The sequence below is a fragment of the Stenotrophomonas sp. 8(2023) genome (assembly GCF_030345295.1).
GTDB lineage: Bacteria > Pseudomonadota > Gammaproteobacteria > Xanthomonadales > Xanthomonadaceae > Stenotrophomonas > Stenotrophomonas muris.
In genome coordinates this window covers 558446-578699 of the sequence record NZ_CP128404.1, presented here as the reverse complement: position 1 = coordinate 578699, position 20254 = coordinate 558446, and the positions used below count along the sequence as shown (strand labels likewise).

At 66.7% G+C, this 20254-nt stretch carries 15 protein-coding genes; 6 read left to right on the top strand and 9 right to left on the bottom strand.

The annotated features are described in order from the left end of the window. Positions 1–18 precede the first annotated feature (18 nt). The 5 genes from QP609_RS02665 to QP609_RS02645 form a co-directional block, all read right to left on the bottom strand. Entirely contained in the window at positions 19–1191 is a 1173-nt protein-coding gene (locus QP609_RS02665; protein ID WP_053494788.1) for a cystathionine gamma-synthase, read from the bottom strand. 123 nt (positions 1192–1314) lie between these two features. Then, positions 1315–2685 carry a pyridoxal-phosphate dependent enzyme gene (locus QP609_RS02660; protein WP_014645842.1) on the bottom strand — a complete coding sequence of 457 codons (1371 nt, stop codon included), beginning with the start codon at positions 2683–2685 and terminating at the stop codon, positions 1315–1317. A 301-nt stretch (positions 2686–2986) separates the two neighbouring features. Next, on the bottom strand, positions 2987–3223 hold the full coding sequence (locus QP609_RS02655; RefSeq protein WP_005407964.1) for a YdcH family protein: 237 nt from the start codon (positions 3221–3223) through the stop codon (positions 2987–2989). A gap of 324 nt (positions 3224–3547) precedes the next feature. Beyond that, positions 3548–4432, bottom strand: a complete 885-nt coding sequence (locus tag QP609_RS02650; RefSeq protein WP_014645841.1) for an OmpA family protein — start codon at positions 4430–4432, stop codon at positions 3548–3550. Beyond that, positions 4429–4794, bottom strand: a complete 366-nt coding sequence (locus QP609_RS02645; RefSeq protein WP_005415160.1) for a DUF4398 domain-containing protein — start codon at positions 4792–4794, stop codon at positions 4429–4431. The genes QP609_RS02650 and QP609_RS02645 overlap by 4 nt, the downstream gene beginning before the upstream one ends. A 121-nt stretch (positions 4795–4915) precedes the next feature. On the opposite strand from QP609_RS02645, the gene QP609_RS02640 reads away from it, so the two are divergent. The 3 genes from QP609_RS02640 to QP609_RS02630 all read left to right on the top strand — a co-directional run bounded on the left by QP609_RS02640 (position 4916) and on the right by QP609_RS02630 (position 8899). Then, on the top strand, positions 4916–6043 hold the full coding sequence (locus tag QP609_RS02640) for a PilT/PilU family type 4a pilus ATPase (RefSeq protein ID WP_014645840.1): 1128 nt from the start codon (positions 4916–4918) through the stop codon (positions 6041–6043). A gap of 131 nt (positions 6044–6174) precedes the next feature. Continuing rightward, a complete protein-coding gene (locus QP609_RS02635) occupies positions 6175–7458 on the top strand; it encodes a putative DNA modification/repair radical SAM protein (protein ID WP_032957890.1) in 1284 nt (427 codons plus the stop codon). Further along, positions 7439–8899: a UdgX family uracil-DNA binding protein gene (locus QP609_RS02630; RefSeq protein WP_197621517.1), complete on the top strand. Its 1461-nt coding sequence runs from the start codon at positions 7439–7441 to the stop codon at positions 8897–8899. The genes QP609_RS02635 and QP609_RS02630 overlap by 20 nt, the downstream gene beginning before the upstream one ends. Before the next feature lie 44 nt (positions 8900–8943). Here QP609_RS02630 and maiA read toward each other — a convergent pair whose 3' ends face one another. Continuing rightward, on the bottom strand, positions 8944–9612 hold the full coding sequence (maiA, locus tag QP609_RS02625) for a maleylacetoacetate isomerase (protein ID WP_032957926.1): 669 nt from the start codon (positions 9610–9612) through the stop codon (positions 8944–8946). 14 nt (positions 9613–9626) lie between these two features. Continuing rightward, complete coding sequence (locus tag QP609_RS02620) at positions 9627–10616, bottom strand: fumarylacetoacetate hydrolase family protein (protein ID WP_014645836.1); 990 nt, start codon at positions 10614–10616, stop codon at positions 9627–9629. A 944-nt stretch (positions 10617–11560) separates the two neighbouring features. Between QP609_RS02620 and QP609_RS02615 the strand changes: the two genes are divergently transcribed. Beyond that, positions 11561–12982: a DEAD/DEAH box helicase gene (locus QP609_RS02615; protein ID WP_197621725.1), complete on the top strand. Its 1422-nt coding sequence runs from the start codon at positions 11561–11563 to the stop codon at positions 12980–12982. A gap of 557 nt (positions 12983–13539) precedes the next feature. Here the strand turns inward: QP609_RS02615 and QP609_RS02610 are convergent. Both QP609_RS02610 and QP609_RS02605 read right to left on the bottom strand, forming a co-directional pair. After that, positions 13540–16134 carry a M14 family zinc carboxypeptidase gene (locus tag QP609_RS02610; RefSeq protein ID WP_197621726.1) on the bottom strand — a complete coding sequence of 865 codons (2595 nt, stop codon included), beginning with the start codon at positions 16132–16134 and terminating at the stop codon, positions 13540–13542. 74 nt (positions 16135–16208) lie between these two features. Beyond that, complete coding sequence (locus QP609_RS02605) at positions 16209–18848, bottom strand: TonB-dependent receptor (RefSeq protein ID WP_197621727.1); 2640 nt, start codon at positions 18846–18848, stop codon at positions 16209–16211. A gap of 192 nt (positions 18849–19040) precedes the next feature. On the opposite strand from QP609_RS02605, the gene queD reads away from it, so the two are divergent. Beyond that, positions 19041–19403, top strand: coding sequence for a 6-carboxytetrahydropterin synthase QueD (gene queD, locus QP609_RS02600; RefSeq protein ID WP_014645831.1), 363 nt, complete (start codon positions 19041–19043; stop codon positions 19401–19403). 118 nt (positions 19404–19521) lie between these two features. Then, positions 19522–19869: a phasin family protein gene (locus QP609_RS02595; RefSeq protein ID WP_197621728.1), complete on the top strand. Its 348-nt coding sequence runs from the start codon at positions 19522–19524 to the stop codon at positions 19867–19869. Positions 19870–20254 lie beyond the last annotated feature (385 nt).

Below are 20254 nucleotides of genomic sequence, written 5' to 3'. Positions count from 1 at the left end.
CCATGGACAATCCGACGGTCACTGAAGTGCCCTCTCCAGATCCACCTGCAGATCCCCCAGCTCCTCCACGCCCACGCTCAGCCGCACCAGCGCATCGCTGATGCCCAGCTGTTCGCGGCGCGCGACCGGAATCGAGGCATGGGTCATCACCGCCGGATGGTTGACCAGGCTTTCAACACCGCCCAGCGACTCGGCCAGGGTGAACAGTTCGGTCTTCTCGCAGAAGCGCTTGGCCGCCTCGAACCCGCCCTTGAGCACGATCGAGACGATGCCGCCGTAGCCGGCCATCTGCTTGCCGGCCAGTTCATGCTGCGGGTGCGAGGCCAGGCCCGGGTAGATCACCTTCTCCACCGCCGGGTGCTTTTCCAGCCATTGGGCCAGCGCCAGCGCGTTGGCGCAGTGTGCCTTCATGCGCAGCGGCAGGGTCTTCAGGCCGCGCAGGGCCAGGAAGCTGTCAAATGGGCCCTGCACGCCCCCCACCGAGTTCTGCAGGAAGGCCATCTGCTCGGCCAGTTCGGCGTTGTCGCCGACCACGACCATGCCACCGACCATGTCCGAGTGGCCATTGAGATACTTGGTGGCCGAATGCAGGACCAGGTCCGCACCCAGTTCCAGCGGACGCTGCAGCATCGGCGAGGCGAAGGTGTTGTCGACCACTACGATCAGGCCATGGCGCTTGGCGATGGCGGCGACCGCGGCGATGTCGACGATCTTCAGCATCGGGTTGGTCGGGGTCTCGATCCAGACCATCTTCGTCTTCGACGTGATGGAGGCTTCGAATGCCGCCAGATCGGTCAGGTCGACGAAGCTGAAGTCCAGCCCGGCGGTGCGGCGACGCACGCGCTCGAACAGGCGGAAGCTGCCGCCGTAGATGTCGTCCATCGCCACCACGTGGCTGCCAGCGTCGAGCAGCTCGATCACGGTCGAGCTGGCCGCCATGCCCGAAGCGAAGGCAAAGCCGCGGGTACCGCCTTCCAGCGAGGCCACGCAGCGCTCATAGGCGAAGCGGGTCGGGTTGTGGGTACGCGAGTACTCGAAGCCCTGATGCTCGCCCGGGCTGGACTGGGCATAGGTCGAAGTGGCGTAGATCGGCGGCATCACCGCGCCGGTGCTGGGGTCGGGCGACTGGCCGCCGTGGATGGCCAGCGTGGCCAGGGCCAGCGCGCGGTCCGGGGAAGAAGCGTTGGACATGTCGTTTCCTGATTGGCGCCGATGACCGGCGCCGTCGAAGGAGCGGGAGTCTATCAGCGCGGCCTTAACGAGCTTTGACGCGGATAAACCGGGATTCAGCAGCGATCTGCGGCGATAAACGCCTTACTGAACGCGCCGACGCAGATAATTCAGCAGGTCGATGCGGGTGATCAGGCCGAGGAAGGCGTCGCCGTCCATCACGATCGCCACCTGGCCGCGGTCGAACACCGGCAGCAGGGCCTCGATCGGCGACTTCACGTCCAGCCGGTCCAGCTTGCTGACCATCGCGGTGGCCACGGTGTCGCGGAAGCGCGCCTCGTCGCCATAGACATGCAGCAGCACGTCGCTTTCGTCGACGATGCCGACCAGCTTCTCGCCGTCCATCACCGGCAGCTGCGAGACGTCGTACAGCTTCATGCGCTGGTAGGCGGTGGTCAGCAGGTCGTTCGGGCCGATCACCACGGTGTCGCGCTGGCCGTACGGGCGCAGGATCAGGTCGCGCAGGTCGCCGTGCTGCGGGCGCTGCAGGAAGCCGTTGTCCAGCATCCAGTAGTCGTTGTACATCTTCGACAGGTACTTGTTGCCGGTATCGCAGACCAGCACCAGCACCCTCTTCGGCGTGGTCTGCTCCTTGCAGTACTTCAGCGCCGCCGCCAGCAGGGTGCCGGTGGACGAACCGCCCAGGATGCCTTCCTTGCCCAGCAGCTCGCGCGCGGTGTGGAAGCTCTCGGCATCGCTGATCGCATAAGCCTTCTTGACGCGGCTGAAGTCGGAGATCGAGGGCAGGAAGTCCTCGCCGATGCCTTCCACCAGCCAGCTGCCCGACTTGTCGTTGAGCACGCCGTCGTTGATGTATTCGGCCAGGATCGAGCCGACCGGATCGGCCAGCACCAGCTCGGTCTTCGGCGACAGCTTGGCGAACGCGCGCGACAGGCCGGTCATGGTGCCGGAGCTGCCGCAGCCGAACACGATGGCGTCGAGGTCACCGCCCATCTGCTCGAGGATTTCCGGGCCGGTGCCGAACTCATGCGCGGCCGGGTTGTCCGGGTTGCCGAACTGGTTGATGAAGTAGGCGCCCGGGGTCTGCTCGGCGATGGTCTTGGCCAAGTCCTGGTAGTACTCCGGATGGCCCTTGGCGACGTCTGAACGGGTCAGGCGCACTTCAGCGCCCATCGCCTTCAGGTTGAAGATCTTCTCGCGGCTCATCTTGTCGGGAACGACGAGGATCAGCTTGTAGCCCTTCTGCTGTGCCACCAGCGCCAGGCCCAGGCCGGTGTTGCCGGCGGTACCTTCAACCAGGGTCGCGCCCGGCTTCAGGTCGCCACGCTGCTCCGCCGCCTCGATCATCGACAGGCCGATGCGATCCTTGATCGATCCGCCCGGGTTGGCGCTCTCCAGCTTCAGGTAGAGCTCGCAGACGCCGGTGTCCAGGCGCTGGGCCTTGACGATCGGGGTCTGGCCGATGAGTTCGAGGACGGAAGAATGGATGGGCATTCGGAGGACTTTCGATTCGCGCCACGCAGGGCCGGACCGATGATTATCCGACGGATGGCGCTGAATGTCAGGTCGGTGCAGGCATGCCGCCCGCCTGCCCCATGAAGGGATGCGGGCGGCCCCGGATCGACGAGGAGACCGGTACCGCCCGCATCGGTGAGTGGTGCCTGCTGGCCAAGGCACCACCGCCTGTGGTGCCTTGGCGCGGCCGCCTCATCGGCGGTGCCGCGATGCCGGGGCGGGGTCGCCCGGCGGGGCCATCGATGGCCGGGTCACGCCGTTCCGGGCGCGACGGGGTGCGTCAAAGCGTGGGGGACGTCGTTGGGAGCGGTGTTTCGTACATTCGCAGAAGGCGTTGCTTGGCCAGCAGCTTCTCACGCTTCATGCGACCCAGGGTGACATCATCGATCGGGAGTACACCCAACTCCGCGTCCATGCACTTCTTGTTCAACTTGCGGTGCTGGTCATGGAGTGCCCTGAACTCCGGATCACGCGCGCGACGGGCGTCGATCTCGCTCTGGGGCTGATCTTCAAACATGATGGACCTCCTTCGACAGATACACGAACGCCCCGGCCGCAAGGCACGGGGCGTTGTTCATGGAGGAGTGCCGGTCGATGGCCACCTGGACGCCTGCAACGACCTGCGGCACTGGCCTGCGCACGTCGATCTGCTGCGGTTCGCGCCCTGCTTGCATCGGCCCGGCCCTCCCATCGTCCGGTCCGCGGCATTGCGTCCCGGACGATTGACCCTACGCCTGCTCAGGGCGGGGTACAAGACCCCTGCGACAAAAAGACCGAACCCCGCCGGGGCGGGGTTCAGGCTGAATGCTCATTGCAACGAAAAACAAACAATATCAATGCATTACGGCGCGATGATGACCTCGGCCGAACGGGCCCGGGTGGAGGCTGCCTTCTTGCCGCTGACCTGGATCCGGTTGCTGGCGACACCACCCGCGACCAGGGCGTCGCGCAGCGCTTCGGCACGCTTCTGGCCCACGCCGTTGGCACTGTCGTAGGCCTCGATGCGCAGGCGGCCCTTCTTGCCGATGTTCAGGTACTCGGCGAGCGCCTTGGCCTGGTTGCGGGCGCCGCCAGACAGGCTGGACGCACCTGCAGCGAACGCGTCGCCCCCGAAGGTGAAGACCTCACCGCGCGCATCGAACTTCGAACCCGGCAGCTTCTGGCCCGACACCAGCTCGGCCTCCTCGCGGGCCAGCTTGGCGGCGTTCTGCTGGGCGGCGCTGAGGCGCTGCTGCTGCTTGCCGGCCACGCTGGTCAGGGCGTTTTCGGCGTCCTGGCGGGCCAGGGTTTCGGCCTCGGCGGCCTGGCGCAGGCGTTCGGCTTCCTCGGCCTGCATCTGCGCCTGCATGCGCAGCTGTTCGGCTTCCTGGCGGGCACGGGCGGCATCGCGGCGGCTGGCCTCGATCAGCAGGTCGCTGCGGGTGCGCTCCAGGCGGTCGACCTCGCGCGCGGCCATCGCCGTGCGCACGGCCGTCTCGGCAATCTCCACCCGGCGCTCGGCCAGGTAGGTGGCCAGCTCCTGGTCACGGCGCTTGGCCTTGTCCAGGGCCGCGATGGCCTGCTGGGCCTGCATGCGCTCGAAGGCGCCCAGCTCAGCGGTATCCGGGTTGGCCTGGATGGCCATCAGGCGCTGGCTCAGCTGCGCCACCATCGGGTTGTCGGCGGCCACGGCCAGGGTCGGCAGCGCCAGCAGCGCGGCCAGGGTTGCGGCGGTCATCGGCTTCACCGGCGGTCCTCCCCGGTCGACAGCTGGCGTTGCAGCTGGTTGACCTCGTTGCGGCGCAGCTGCAGCTGCGCGGTGACGGTGGCTTCCTCGCTGCGGACGCGGGCCAGGTCGGCATCGGCGGCGGCGCGCAGGGCCATCGCCGGGGCGTTCTTCCGTTCGCGGCGGTCGCCGGCGGCGCGCTGGGCCTGCTCCAGCCCCTGCCGGGCCAGACCGATCAGGTCCGGGGCGTACTGGTCGGCGTCGGCCTGGGTGGCCTTGTCGACCGCCTGCCGGGCCTGCGCCAGTTCCAGGGCGGCGTCCTGCGCCCAGGCGGGGGCAGACAGTGCGAATGCAAACGCCATCACATACAGGCCATGGCGCATTCGTGCGAAGCTAAGTCGTTTCATTGGGGAGGCCGTACCGGTTGTCGGTTCACGGCCATTGTCGTCAAGCCGACACCGTGCTGGCAACGGGCGTCGGCCGTTTCGTTGGGGAAAATTCGCAATGGATATCGGCTACTTCCTGAAGCTGATGACCGAAAAGAACGCTTCGGACATGTTTCTGACCACCGGGGCACCGGTCTACATCAAGATCGAGGGGAAGCTCTATCCGCTGGGCAACACCGGCCTGCCGCCGGGCATGGTCAAGAAAATCGCCTACTCGCTGATGGACGAAGGCCAGGTGCCGCAGTTCGAGCGCGAGCTGGAGCTCAACATGGCCATCGCCCTGCCCGATGCCGGGCGCTTCCGCGTCAACGTGTTCAAGCAGCGGGGCGAGGTCGGCATGGTCATCCGCGCCATCCGCAGCCGTATCCCGAGCATCGAGGAGCTGAACCTGCCGCAGGTGCTGAAGGACGTCATCATGACCCCGCGCGGGCTGGTGCTGGTGGTGGGGTCCACCGGTTCCGGCAAGTCCACCTCGCTGGCGTCGATGATCGACCACCGCAACAGCACCACCACCGGTCACATCCTCACCATCGAGGATCCGATCGAGTACCTGCACAAGCACAAGATGTCGATCGTCAACCAGCGCGAGGTCGGCCTGGACACCCACGCCTTCCACAACGCGCTGAAGAACGCGATGCGTGAAGCGCCGGACGTGATCCTGATCGGCGAAATCCTGGATGCGGAAACGATGGAGGCGGCGATCGCCTTCGCCGAGACCGGGCACCTGTGCCTGGCCACCCTGCACTCCAACAACGCCGACCAGACCATCGAGCGCATCCTCAACTTCTTCCCGGAAAGCGCGCACAAGAACGTGCTGATGAACCTGGCGCTGAACCTGCGTGCGGTGATCAGCCAGCGCCTGGTGAAGAACAAGGAGGGCCGTCGCCTGCCGGCCACCGAGGTGCTGATCAACACGCCGATGATCCGCGACCTGTTGCGTCGCGGCCAGGTGCACGAGATCAAGGCGGCGATGGAAGGCTCGCTGGAAGAAGGCATGGAGAGCTTCGACCAGTGCCTGTTCCGGCTGGCCAAGGCGGGCATCATCGAGCAGGAGGAAGCGCTGCGCGCGGCCGACTCGCGCGATGGCCTGGCCCTGAAGTTCCGTTTGTCCGAAGGCAGCAGCGGCGAGCACGACCCGTACGCCGATTTCTCGGCCGGCGCACCCAGCATCACCCACGGCTTCTGACCCCACGAAAAAGGGGACGGAGGGGATTAAGTCGTTTGTGCATTTGCGACTTAATCCCCTCCGTCCCCTTTTTTCTGAAGCGTTCATGGGCGGTCTCATCCAATGAGACCCCTCATCCGTAGGTTTCCTCAATGGAAACCATCCGCAAGCTGGCCATTCTGGCCGACGCCGCCAAATACGACGCGTCCTGCGCCTCCAGCGGCTCGGGCAAACGCGATTCGCGCGCCAGTGGCGGTATCGGCAGTACCGAGGGCATGGGCATCTGCCACAGCTACACGCCCGACGGCCGCTGCGTTTCATTGCTGAAGATCCTGCTGACCAACTTCTGCATTTACGACTGCGCCTATTGCGTGAACCGGGTCTCCAGCAACGTGGCCCGCGCGCGTTTCAGCGTGGACGAGGTGGTCACGCTCACCCTGGACTTCTACAAGCGCAACTACATCGAGGGCCTGTTCCTGTCCAGCGGCATCATCCGCAATGCGGACTACACCATGGAGCAGATGGTGGAAGTGGCCCGGCAGCTGCGCGAAGAACACCGCTACGCCGGCTACATCCACCTCAAGACCATTCCCGAGGCCTCGCCGGAACTGCTGGCCAGTGCCGGGCGCTATGCGGACCGCCTGTCCATCAACGTGGAACTGCCGACCGAAGCCGGCCTGAGCGCCTTGGCACCGGAGAAGACGGTGCACTCGATCCGTGGCGCGATGGGCGAACTGCGCTGGCGCATCGAGGAAGCCAAGGAGGCTCGCAAGTCCCCCGCAGCGGTGGCGCCGACGGCCAGCCGCAGCGCTCGCCCGCGCCCTCCCCGTTTCGCACCGGCCGGGCAGAGCACCCAGATGATCGTCGGCGCGGACGGGGCAAACGACCAGCAGATCCTGGCCAGCGCCGACAGTCTGTACGGCAACTACCGCATGCGCCGGGTCTACTACTCCGCGTTCAGCCCGATTCCGGACGCCAGCCGGCAGCTGCCACTGCAGCCGCCACCGCTGCAGCGCGAACATCGCCTTTACCAGGCAGACTGGCTGCTGCGCTTCTACGGTTACGGTGTGGAGGAGATTACCGACACCACCCAGGACGGCATGCTCGACCTGGATATCGACCCCAAGATGGCCTGGGCGATCCGCCATCCCGAGCGCTTTCCGGTCGATCTGAACCGGGCACCGAAGGAAATGCTGCTGCGCGTGCCCGGCCTTGGCGTGCGCAACGTCAAGCGCGTGCTGATGGCACGCCGCCACGGGCGGCTGCGCGTGGCCGACATCGCGCGCCTGAAGGCACCGATGAGCAAGCTGCTGCCGTTCGTGCTGCTGGCCGACCATCACCCGCGCAAAGCACTGGATGATCCGGCGGCGCTGCGCGCGCAGCTGGCCCCGCCGCCGCGCCAGGGTTCGCTTTTCGATGCCCCGTCTGCGTCCTGACGCGCAGCGTTGGTCGCTGCGGGTGGATCCGCCGTGGTCGCTGCAGGCCTGGCGCGATGCTGCGCGCGAAGCGTTGCTGCGCGGCGTTGCCCCGCCGCAGCTGGACTGGCTGGAAGGGAGTGACACGTCGCTGCTGGATGCGCCGGCCGTGCAGCAGGCCCCGATGCTTGCCGATGCCGGTGCACCCAACGTTCCACGTGACTTCCTGGAGCTGGCGGCCACCTGCCTGTGCCATCGCGATCCCCAGCGCCTGGCCGTGCTGTATCGCCTGCTGTGGCGCATCGCCCATGGCGAGCGATCAGTGCTGGGCAACCCCGCCGACGCCGATGTCCTGCGCGCGACAGCCCTCGCCCAGGCCGTCCGCCGTGACACGCACAAGATGAAGGCATTCGTGCGCTTCCGCGAGGTACCTGGCCAGCCCGATGCGTTCATCGCCTGGTTCGAGCCGCAACACCACATCGTCGACCGGGTCGCGCCGTTCTTCGCGCGCCGCTTCACCGGCATGCGCTGGGCGATCCTGACCCCTTCGCGCAGCGTCGCCTGGGATGGGCAGGCGCTTGCCTTCGGCCCCGGTGCACGGCGCGAAGATGCCCCGGCCGAGGATGCACGCGAGTCGCTGTGGCAGACCTACTACGCCAGCATCTTCAATCCGGCGCGGCTCAACACACGGATGATGATGCAGGAGATGCCGGCAAAGTACTGGCGCCACCTGCCTGAAGCACAGTTGCTGCCACGCCTGGTGCGCGACGCGGCCGACCGCGTGCAGGAAATGCATGACCGGCCGGCACAGGCACCGCAACGCAGGATTCCCCCGCGTGCGAACGCTGCGACGCCGGCAGCCGATGCCAGCAGCCTGGACAATCTGCGCGGACAGGCCAGTGCCTGCCGCCAGTGCCCGCTATGGGAGCAGGCCACGCAGACCGTGTTCGGGCAGGGGCCTGCCGATGCGCGGGTGATGGTGATCGGCGAGCAGCCCGGTGATACCGAGGATCTGCGCGGGCAGCCGTTCGCAGGACCTGCCGGCCAGGTGCTGGACCGCGCACTGGCGGAACTGGGAATCGATCGCGCCCAGCTGTACCTCACCAACGCGGTGAAGCACTTCCACCATGAGCGGCGCGGCAAGGTGCGGCTGCACAAGCGGCCGGAAAGCCGCCACATCCAGGCCTGCCGCCCCTGGCTGATGGGTGAGATCGCACGCGTGCGGCCCCAGGTGATCGTGTGCCTCGGCGCGACAGCCGCAGCCTCGGTATTCGGTCGTGATTTCGACCTCGCACGCGACCGCGGACGCTGGCACACCCTCGAGGACGGCACGCGCGGCTACGCCACGGTGCACCCGGCATGGGTGTTGCGGCAGGCCGACGATGCGCGCCGCGAGGAAGCCTACCGGGTGTTCCGCGATGACCTGGCCCGTTTGCGGCAGAAAGGGGACGGAGGGGATTAAGTCGTAAGTGCATATGCGACTTAATCCCCTCCGTCCCCTTTTTTTCAGGCGGCGTCGGGCTGGTTTTCCGGGCGTGCGCGGTCGAAGGCATCCACTGCCTGGCAGGCCGCTTCGATGCGGCGCAGGGTCGGGTACGGTGCCAGGTCCAGGCCGAAGCGGTGGGCGTTGTACAGCTGCGGCAGCAGGCAGATATCGGCCAGGCCGGGACGGTCACCATGGCAGAAGGCGCCGGTGTCACGGCTGTTGACCAGCAGGGCTTCCATCGCCGCGAAGCCCTCGGCGATCCAGTGCAGGGTCCACTGCGTGCGCGCATCGGCCGGCACCTGCAGATCGCGCTCCAGGTACTGCATCACCCGCAGGTTGTTGATCGGGTGGATGTCGCAGGCCACCAGCTGGGCCAGCGCCCGCACCCGCGCGCGGCCGGCGGCGTCGGCCGGCAGCAGCGGTACCTGCGGAAAGCGCTCGTCCAGGTATTCGAGGATCGCCAGCGACTGGGTCAGCACATGCCCCTCATGCAGCAGGGTCGGCACCTGCTGCTGCGGGTTGAGCGCCCGATAGGCATCCCGGTGCTGCTCGCCACCGTCGCGCACCAGATGCACCGGCCGGGCCTCCCAGGCCAGGCCCTTCAGCTCCAGACCGATGCGCACGCGGTAGGCGGCGCTGGATCGCCAGTAGGTGTACAGCACGATGCCGTCGTCGACCGGGATCTCCATGGCCGCCTCCATGCTCAGGGCCTGGCCGCCTGTTCGATGCGCTGCTCGATCGCACCGAAGATGCTGTTACCGGCGGCATCGAGCATCTCGATGCGGACCACGTCGCCGAACGACATGAACGGCGTGCTCGGCTTGCCGTCGCGCAGGGTTTCGACCACGCGCTGCTCGGCGAAGCACGACGCACCCTTGCTGGTGTCTTCATTGGCGATGGTGCCCGAGCCGACGATGGTGCCGGCGACCAGCGGACGGGTCTTGGCCGCATGCGAAACCAGCTGGGCGAAATTGAACTGCATGTCCACGCCCGCTTCCGGCGCACCGAACCACTGGCCGTTGATGTGGGTCAGCAGCGGCAGGTGCACCTTGCTGTCCTGCCACGCGGCACCCAGCTCGTCAGGGGTGACGAACACCGGCGACAGCGCCGAGCGCGGCTTGGACTGCAGGAAGCCGAAACCCTTGGCCAGCTCGCCCGGGATCAGGTTGCGCAGCGAGACATCGTTGACCAGGCCGACCAACTGGATATGACCGGCTGCCTGTTCCGGGGTCGCCGCCATCGGCACGTCGTCGGTGATCACCACGATCTCCGCTTCCAGGTCGATGCCGTAGTCCTCGCTGACCACCTTGACCGCATCGCGCGGGCCGTAGAAGCCGGCGCTGGTGGCCTGGTACATCAGTGGATCGGTGTAGAAGCTCTCCGGCACCTCGGCGCCACGGGCACGGCGCACGCGCTCGACGTGCGGCAGGTAGGCGCTGCCATCGACGAACTCATAGGCGCGCGGCATCGGCGCGGCCAGTGCCTGCGGGTCGAGGTCGAACACGCCATCGGCATCGCCGGCATTGAGCGATTCGTACAGGGCGTTCAGGCGCGGTGCGATGTGGCTCCAGTCCTCCAGGGCCTGCTGCAGGGTGGCGGCAATGCCGGTGGCGCGCACGCCGTGGCGCAGGTCACGCGAGACGACGATCAGGGTGCCGTCGCGGCCGCCTTCCTTCAAAGAACCAAGCTTCATGGGTGGGTGTCCGGAGTCGTGGGCAAACAAGTTTCAAGTGTAATCAAATCTGCGGCGACGCCAAGCTGCAGCGCGGCATCGGCCCACCCTACCGTAGTGGGGGGTTCGGCAGGGCTTGCAGCCCTGCACCTGCTCAATGCAACAGCAACGGCAACGTCAAAAGCGGCTCTGGCTTTCTACTGGTTGGGCGGGGCGGTGTGGGTGGGCAGGACACGCCGTAAACCCGTCCATGGGGGCTCGATGGCGCCATCCATGGCGCCAACGGTCCTGCCCACCCACACCGCCCTACCCCCGACAGTTTCCCGATGACGGATCGAACATCCCCATCATTCATCGTCGAAATCCGTCAGACACCGAAATTGATCGAAGGAGATTCGACAGATCGCGGAAAACTGTCGAAGGCGGGGTGGGTCCGGTGGCAGGGGCTTGAGCCGCATGGATGCGGCGACCGAGCTTGCATGGGTGAGGGCGCTTTGCTTGCGAAGCACCGCTTCGCAAGCGCCCGAACGCACAGCCGCCAGCGGCTGGGCCGGGCCCCGGAGGGGTACTGGCAGCGTCCCCTGCCACCGGACCCATCCCGCCATCCCACAGGAAATCAGCTTTTGCCGTTGCCGTTGCCCTGGCCTCTGCGGGTGCAGGGCGCAGCCCTGCAGAGACGCCCCTACCTGAACAGGCCTTTTTGCGCGAAGTCTCGAACATCGTTTAGACTTGCAGGGTCTGCAGCGGCCGTCCGTTTCCCTCCGGGATCGCCGGCGACCAGGGTCCGCCCTCTTCGCCCGCCCCCACTCCGACGCCGTTCGTCACGCATTCCAGCCTGCGCTTCGTGCCGGCTGCACCCAATTCTCGCAGCGCGGTTCACGGGAACGCTCCGAGTCAGCCGATCAGTTTGATCTGCCCCCGTCTGTCCGCTCGGACAGGCGTTTCTTGTACTTGGAGCAAACTCAATGTCTTTTGAATCGCTGGGCCTGGCGCCCTTCCTGCTGCGCGCGCTCGCCGAGCAGGGCTACGAAAACCCGACCCCGATCCAGCAGCAGGCGATCCCGCTGGCGCTGGCCGGTCGCGACCTGCTGGCCGGCGCACAGACCGGCACCGGCAAGACCGCCGCGTTCGGCCTGCCGCTGCTGCAGCACCTGGGCACCGCCTCGCAGGAGGTACGTGCCGGCCCGCGCAAGCCGCGCGCGCTGATCCTTGCCCCGACCCGCGAGCTGGCCACCCAGGTGCATGACAGCCTGCGTGGCTACAGCAAGTACCTGCGCATCCCCAGCGCCTGCATCTACGGCGGCGTCGGCATGGGCAACCAGCTGGACATCCTGCGCCGTGGCGTGGACCTGCTGGTGGCCTGCCCGGGCCGCCTGATCGACCACCTTGAGCGTCGCAGCGTCGACCTGTCCGGCATTGAAGTGCTGATCCTGGACGAAGCCGACCGCATGCTCGACATGGGCTTCCTGCCGTCGATCAAGCGCATCCTGGCCAAGCTGCCGAAGCAGAACCGCCAGACCCTGCTGTTCTCGGCCACCTTCGAGGACAACATCCGCCAGCTGGCGCTGGAGTTCATGCGCAACCCGGAACAGATCCAGGTGACGCCGAAGAACACCGTGGCCGAAACCATCACCCACCGCGTGCATCCGGTCGACGCCGGCCGCAAGCGCGACCTGCTGCTGCACCTGCTGGCGCAGGACAGCCGCGAGCAGACCCTGGTGTTCGCCCGCACCAAGCATGGCAGCGACAAGCTGGCCACGTTCCTGGAAAAGTCGGGCATCAAGACCGCGGCGATCCACGGCAACAAGAGCCAGGGCCAGCGCCTGCGTGCGCTGGGTGACTTCAAGGCCGGCCGCGTGACCGTGCTGGTGGCCACCGACATCGCCGCGCGCGGCATCGACATCAACGAGCTGCCGAAGGTGATCAACTTCGACCTGCCGATGGTGGCCGAGGACTACGTGCACCGCATCGGCCGCACCGGCCGCAACGGCGCGACCGGCCAGGCGATTTCGCTGGTGGCGCAGGATGAAGTGAAGCTGCTGCGCGCGATCGTGCGCCTGCTGGGCCGCGACATGGACATCCGCGATGTGCCGGGCTTCGAGCTGCAGACGCCGATCCGCTGGGGCAACAGCGCGCCGGGCAAGGCCGAGCACGATACCGGTGAGCGCGCACCGCGCAAGAGCCACGCGCGCCGTCCGCACGGCGATGCGCCGCGCCATGCGCATGCTGGCCCGAAGAAGGCCGGTGGTGGCCGCCGCGAGGGCGGTGGCAATGGCCAGCAGCGTGCCGGTGCGGGCGCGGGTCAGGGCCAGCGTCGTGGCGGTGGCGGCAATGGTGGCGGCCGTGGCCGCGGCCAGGGTGGCAACGGCGGCGGTCGCGCCAGCTGATCCCCGCTGACAGGGAGGGTGCTTCCCGCTGCGCGGGGGCTTCTTACCGAGGGACGGCGCTGACGCGCCGTCCTTTTTTGTTGCTGGCTACCGGGTGACAAAGCACGCGGTAGCAGTACCGAGGGCGGATGGACATGGGGGCAGCGCAGAACACGCTGTAAATACGTCCATGTAAGCTCGATGGCGCCATCCATGGCGCCAACGGTTCTGCGCTGTCCCCATGCCCATCCGCTTCAAGCATTGCCTGCGCCTTCTTCTCCCGCCGGGTAGCCGGGAGAAGAAAGATCAAATTCAAGTTCAAATTCAAATTCAAAGGCAAAAGCCGAAGTCGCAATTCCTGCCTTTGCTTTTGCTTTTGCTTTTGTATTTGCCCTTGCTCCCGCCTTGGGGTCTGATGCGTCCGCGCCCGCAGGAAACTGTCATGGGAGGCAGGGGGCCTCAGCCAGGACCGTTGGCGCCAAGGATGGCGCCATCGAGCCCCCATGGATGGGTTTACGGCGTGTCCTGGCTGAGGCCCCCTGCCTCCCAAGCACAACAGAAACTCGGCGCCAAACACCTCAACCCCGCGCTTTCGCCGGATTTACCAGATTCCCGAAGAAGATCGCGTTGATCAGCAGCCGGTCCGTGCCATGCCAGTACTTGCGATGCGCCGGATCATCGGCGAACAGCACCACGTTACCCTGCCCCTGCGCCGACACCAGCAGCCACGCGCTGCCCGCCACCCGCGTGCGGTTGCGCTCGGACAAGTAACCGTTCACCCGCGGCGGCGTGTCGATGCGTACCACCGTCGAGAACGGGTTCGCACTCGGCTGCAGCGTCACCGTGTTTTCCTTGTTGATCGCCAGTTGCCGGCGCGGCACGCCGAACGCCAACGGATGGCTGGTATCCACGTCGGCACTGAGGATGTTGCCGCTGACCCGCTCGATCGCGGCGATGTCGCGCTGGTCGCCGAACGCACGGCGGCTCTCGTCGGCAGTCTCTTCTTCCTTGCCGAGCTTCTCGCCGTCGGCCAGCTTCTGTTCGATCGCCCACTTCGAGGCGCTGCCGTAGGTCACCAGTGAACCTCCGGCCTGCACCCAGCGCTTCAGTGCGGCCACCGCCGTGGCATCGATGCCGGTGTAGGTGCCGCCGGACAGCATGATCGTGGTGTAGCGGTCCAGCGGCACCTTGCCCAGCTGCTGCGGGTCCAGCTTGCTGGCAGGCAGGTGCAGCTGCTGGTCGAGCAGGAACCACGCCGAACCGATCTCGGTGGCGGCCACGCCCTCGCCCATCACCAGCGCGACCGTGGGCTTGCGCAGCGCCTTGACGCCGTCACTGCCGAGGTCGATGCCTTCGCGGCTGCGGCCGCTGGGCAATGCGTGCACCTGCACACCCGCCTCGCGCGCGGCCGACGTCACTGCCTCAAGCAGCGCTGCGCCCTGCAGCGATTGCCCGGCCACCGGAATCACCAGGCTGCCGGCGGCGAAGCTGACCTCGCCCTGCGCGGTCGCGGTGGTGAACGGCTGGAACGCTGCACGTGCGCTCACGCCCTTGCCCTGCAGTGCAGCCAGCGCGCGCCCGGCGTTGTAGTCGCGCCAGTCGATCGCGTAGGCAAATCCGGCCTGGCTGCCCAGCACCGCGCCCTGCGCCGCCGGCAGCGCGGTCACGCGTGCACCGCCTTCGATACGGCTGCGGCTACCGGCGAAGGCCACGCCGTAGGCCGGTGCGATTGCATAGCTGGTGCTGCCGTAGAACACATCACCCTTGATCGGCGGCGTCTCGGCAAAGATCGAATGCACCAGGCGGAACTGCGCCTGTTGGACCGGCACAACGTAGGCGCTGCCGGCATCGAAGCGCTGGCCATCGACAGTGACGGCACGATCCAGCGCGCGCACCTCGACGCGATGCAGCAGCAACAGTTCCAGCAGGCGACGGGTCAGGGCCGGATCATGCGCATCACCGAACACGAAGCTCTTCACCGGCTGCTGTGCGGCCTGCTTCAGCGCGCTCTGGAAGAACTGCTTCTGCAGGTCGAACAGGCCGCTGCGCTCGGTCACTGCGCCGCGCACGGTGCCCAGCCCGGTGGCGACCTGGTTGCGGATGGTGAACGGGAACGTCAGCAGGCCATTCACCGATTCCTGCACGCGGCCGCGTGAGCTGGCCTGTTCGACGGTCACGCCGACGGCACCATGGAAGTCCGGGTAGGTCGAGCCGTATACCGGCGAGAAGTTGTCGAAGTTCTCGCCGGTGTAGTACAGCGAGCCCAGCGCATCCAGCGCCTGCGCGTGGTACCTGGCCAGGGTCTTGTTGAATTCGTACGACGCCGCGGGAATCAGCGGACTGTGCATGCTCTTCGGCGAGGGCTCGAAGTAGTAGGTGCTGTCCTTGCCCATTTCGTGGAAGTCGATCTGCACGTTCGGGTACCACTGGTGGAACACCTCCACCTTCGGCCGCGAGTCCTGCTGGGTCAGGGCCAGCCAGTCGCGGTTGAGATCGGTGAAGTAGTGGTTGGTGCGCCCTTGCGGGAACGGTTCGACGTGCTCCTTGTCGGCCGGGTCGGCCGAGGCCGGATCGGAGGCCCACGCGTTGTGCCAGTTGGCGGCACGATCGCGACCGTCCGGATTCTGCGCCGGGTCGAACAGCACCACCGCCTGCTGCAGCCACTGCTGGGTTTCGGCGCTGCGGTTGGCCACCAGGTAGTAAGCCGTCAGCATCGCCGCCTCGGCACTGGAGGTCTCGTTGCCATGCACGCTGTATCCCAGCCACACCACCACCGGGCTGTCGCCCGCCGCACTGCGCGGCTGCGCCGGATCGGCCAGGGTCGCGTGCTGCTGGCGGATCTGTTCCAACCGCGCGTGGTTGCCTGCGGCAGTGACAGTGGCGATCAACAGCGGGCGGCCCTCATAGCTGCGGCCGATCTCGCGCACGCTGATCCTGTCCGAGCGCCGGGCCAGTTCCTGGAAGTACGCCACCAGCTGGTCGTGCCGGGTGTAACGGCTGCCGATCGGATAGCCGAGGAACTGCTCCGGCGTGGGCACGGCGGTATCGAACGCCGCTGCATCGGCAGCCTGCGGAAAGAAGTAGGTGCTCTGTGCCTGTACCGGCTGCGGCTGGAACAGTGCGGTGGCGGCGGCAAGCAGCAACGGAAGAACGGCACGACGATGCAAGGACACAGTGACTCCCCTGGAACACAACGGCAGGCGGTCGCGCGACCGGTCCCCTGGGGAGACCGGTCGCAGCGGGTGGATCAGAAGCGGTAGTCGAAGCCCAGCGTGAAGTAGCGGCCGCGCAGGTCGTACTGGCTGAAGTCGTACGGCGCGCGGATGCCCGGGAACGAGGCATCGTACGGCGGCGTCTTGTCGGCCAGGTTCTGCACCTTGGCGTACACCGTCAGCTTGTCGATGCCGGTGTAGGCCAGGTACAGGTCGTACTGGCTGTAGCTGCCGACGCGCTGCTGCACGGCCTTGGCGGCGGTGCTGGCCTCCTGGCGGTAGCTGCTGGTGTAGTACCAGGTCACCGCGGCGTTGAAGTCGCCGTATTTCCAGTCCAGGGTGGTGGTGGCCTTGTCCTTGGGCAGGGTCGCGCCGAGGTTGCTGCCGGCGTAGTCGACCAGCGGGCCGCCGACCACGGTCGGGCGACGGTAGTCGCGCACGTGGGTGTAGGCGGAGGACACGGTGAAGTCGCCGAGTGCAGCGGTCGGGATGCGCTGGCGCAGCTCGACGTCGATGCCCGATGTCTTCAGCTCGCTCAGGTTCTGGTAGCGGTTGTAGACGGCCTGCAGCTTGCCGCGCTCGTCGCGCTGCACGGCGCCGGCCACGTTGTCGTTGACCAGGGTCTGGGTGTTGTTGGTGCCGACCAGGTTGTCCAGCTGGATGCGGTAGTAGTCCACGCTCAGGTTGGTGTTGGCCCATGGCGACAGCACCACACCGAAGTTCACGCTCTTGGTGCGCTCGGGCTTCAGTGCGTTGTTGCCAACGGTGAAGAAGGTCGGGTTCTGGCGCGAGCCCGGCACGTCCGGATCACGCGGGTCGGCCACGCTGCCGTAGGCGATGCTGGTGCTGTTGGAGTTCTCCGACAGCGACGGTGCACGGAAGCCCTTCGACGCCGAGGCACGCACCAGCAGGAAATCGAGCGGCTGCCAGCGCAGGCCGATCTTCGGCGAGAACGCATCGCCGAAATCATCGTAGTGATCGGCACGCGCGGCGGCGGACAGTTCCAGGGTCGAGGCCAGCGGCACGTTCACTTCGGCGTAGGCGGCACTGACCTGGCGCTGGCCATGTACTTCGGCGATGGCCGGGCGCACCTGCAGGCCGGCATCGATCTGCCACGGGTTGTTGGAATCGAGCTTCTCGCGGCGCCACTCGGCACCGGCGGCGAAGCCGATCTCGCCAGCCCAGGTGTGGCCCAGGCTGCCGGAAATCTTGGCGTCGACGCCCTGCAGCTTGGACTCGGCCGGACGCAGCGTGGCGATGTTGATCGAATCACGTACCGACTGCGGCGTGGCCGCCGGATTCAGCAGGTTGTAGCTGCCGGTGGCCAGCGCATCGGCCAGCGCCCAGCGATTGGCGAAGCCGCCGGACACGCTCTCACGCTCGCTGCTGCGTGCGCCGAATGCAGCCACTTCCCAGTCCCAGTTCGCAGTGGTGCCACGCAGGCCGAACACGCCGCGATAGGCGGTGGAACGGTTGGTCTTGATCGTGCCGCCGAGGTCGAAGAAGGTGTATTCGATCGGGATCGCACGGCCGTACGGGTTGTACGGATTGTTGGCCGGCAGCAGCGACGACACCGGTTCGGCCAGGCCACTGTTGGCGTTCAATGCGAAGCGGCCGCTCTCCAGGGTGAAGAACGAGCTGCTGCCGAACCACGCGGCACTCTTGATCTGGCTGTACAGCACTTCGCCGAAGGCTTCGACGTTGTCGTTCAGGCGGAAGGTACCGTTGGCATAGGCCTGGTAGCGCTTGGTCGAGGGGATCAGCGTGGTGAACGGGGCCTGGTTGAAGCCGCAGGTGTCGCCGGCCAGGCCGTCGATCGGCGCGCTGGCGACGCGGGTGGTACCGACCGGGCAGTTGCCGTTGGCGTCGAGCATCGGCACCGACACGCCGTTGACCAGGTAGCGCGCGCCCTTGGCCGACCAGCCGTTCCAGCGGCCACCGGGCTTGTCGGTGTAGATGCCGCTCCTGGTCAGGTTGCGTTCGTCCTGGTCCAGGCGTTCGCGGTTGTAACCCTGCAGGCTGAAGAGGATGTTGTAGCCATCGGTGTCGAGATCACCAAGGCCGCCGACGAACTTCAGGTTCTGCTCGTGCAGGCCGCCCTGGTCGGCACCGCCGAAGCTGCCGCCGATCTCGGCGCCTTCGAAGTTCTGCCGGGTGATGATGTTGACCACGCCGGCCACGGCGTCGGAACCGTACACCGCCGAGGCGCCGTCCTTGAGCACTTCGATGCGCTCGACCGCGACCAGCGGCAGCGCGTTGAGATCAACGAACGTATCGGACAGGCCACCGGCCGGGAAGCCGTAGTTGGCCAGGCGGCGGCCGTTGAGCAGCACCAGCGTGTTCTTCTGCGACAGGCCGCGCAGGCCGATGCCGGCCGAGCCGGAGGCCCAGCCGTTGTTGGTGGTTTCGTTGCTGGCGTTGCCGGTGTTGGCCGAGATCGAACGCAGCACATCTGCCACGGTGGCCTTGCCGGTCTGTTCCAGCTGCTGGCGGCCGATCACCTGCACCGGGTTGGAGGCCTCGGTATCGGTGCGCTTGATGTTGGAACCGGTGACACGCACGGCGGCCAGGGTGCTGGCTTCGCCACTGGCGTCGGCGGAGGTTTCGGCGGCGGCAGACAAAGGCGCGGCCAGAGCGACGGCCAGGGCCGCCACGAGCAGGGTGTGCTTGGGCATGACGATGTGGGGGAGGTGGTAAGGGCGATGAAGTTCCGCAGTAGTCCATGCCTGGCCCGTGTCCGGCCAATAACATCTCTTCATACGGATATAAGAGAAACTATCATCTCTTCATCCGGATGGAAAGAGTTACTTCACGAGAGCCCGGCATCCGCTCAGGATGGCCGGCCACCTGCGGCGTACAATTGCGCCATGGAAATCTTCAAAGTCTTCATGCTCGAGGCGGCGCACCGCCTCCCCAACGTACCGCCGGGGCACAAGTGCGCGCGCCTGCACGGCCACTCGTTCCGGGTGGAACTGAAGGTCGAGGGCGAGCCGGGTGCGCAGACCGGCTGGATCATGGATTTCGGTGACGTGAAGGCGGCCTTCCAGCCGATCTACGATCGCCTGGACCATCACTACCTCAACGACATCCCCGGCCTGGAGAACCCGACCAGCGAGAACCTGGCGGTGTGGATCTGGAACGAGCTCAAGCCCGGCCTGCCGGCGCTGAGCGAGATCACCGTGCACGAAACCTGCACGTCGGGGTGCCGTTACCGCGGCCCCACTGCCTGATCAACCCATTGATCTGAAAGGTGTTTCAAAGGCGCCCCGGGCGCCTTTGTTATTTTTGTTGCATTGCCGCATCAAGGGCGTATGCTGCAATGCATCAAGCCACTCCCTGACGCCCCCCATGGCCGCCGCCTTCAGCGATCGCTTCAGTGATGCCACCCGCCAGCTCGCCGCCGCGGCAACGCGTGCGAACCGGTTGGCGTTGGAGAACGCGGAAAGCATGTTCGGCGTGCAGCTGAAGGTGATGGAGCGCAACCTGACTGCGACCGGCGGCTGGCTGGGTGAACTGGCCCGCGGCGAGGATGCGGCCGGGACGCTCTCCAAGGGCGCGCAGCTGTGGCGGGACAACCTGCAGCGGCTGGGCCAGGCCCAGCAGGACGTGGTCGGTCTCGGCCTGCAGGCCAGCAAGGCTTGGTCCGAGCTGGTGCAGGGCTACAACGAATCAACGGCGGACGCGAACAACCACTGACGCGACGCAACACTCATTGCGTGGGTCCCTCCCCCCACGCAATCCGGACCCGGCAGATCCCTCCCTCTGCCGGGTCTTTTTTTGCTTGTCGTTTGGATACCGAAGCGCGTCTTCGTGCGACGTCTCTGCAGGCTGAAGGGCCCCGCCGGGGCGGGCAGGGGTCTGGGCAAATGTCCCCCGGCGCCGGCCGTTGGCCGTCACCTCCTCCTTTACTTTGCCCAGACCCCTGCCCGCCCCGACGAGGCTCGGCGTGCGGTGAGGAGAGCGCAGCACGCGCGGCCGCCTTTCAAGGAAGCGCCGACAAACTCCGAACGCAGGGCGGACGCCCTTGCGTACGAAGTAAAGGGGGAGGTGACGGCCAACGGCCGGCGCCGGAGGACATTCG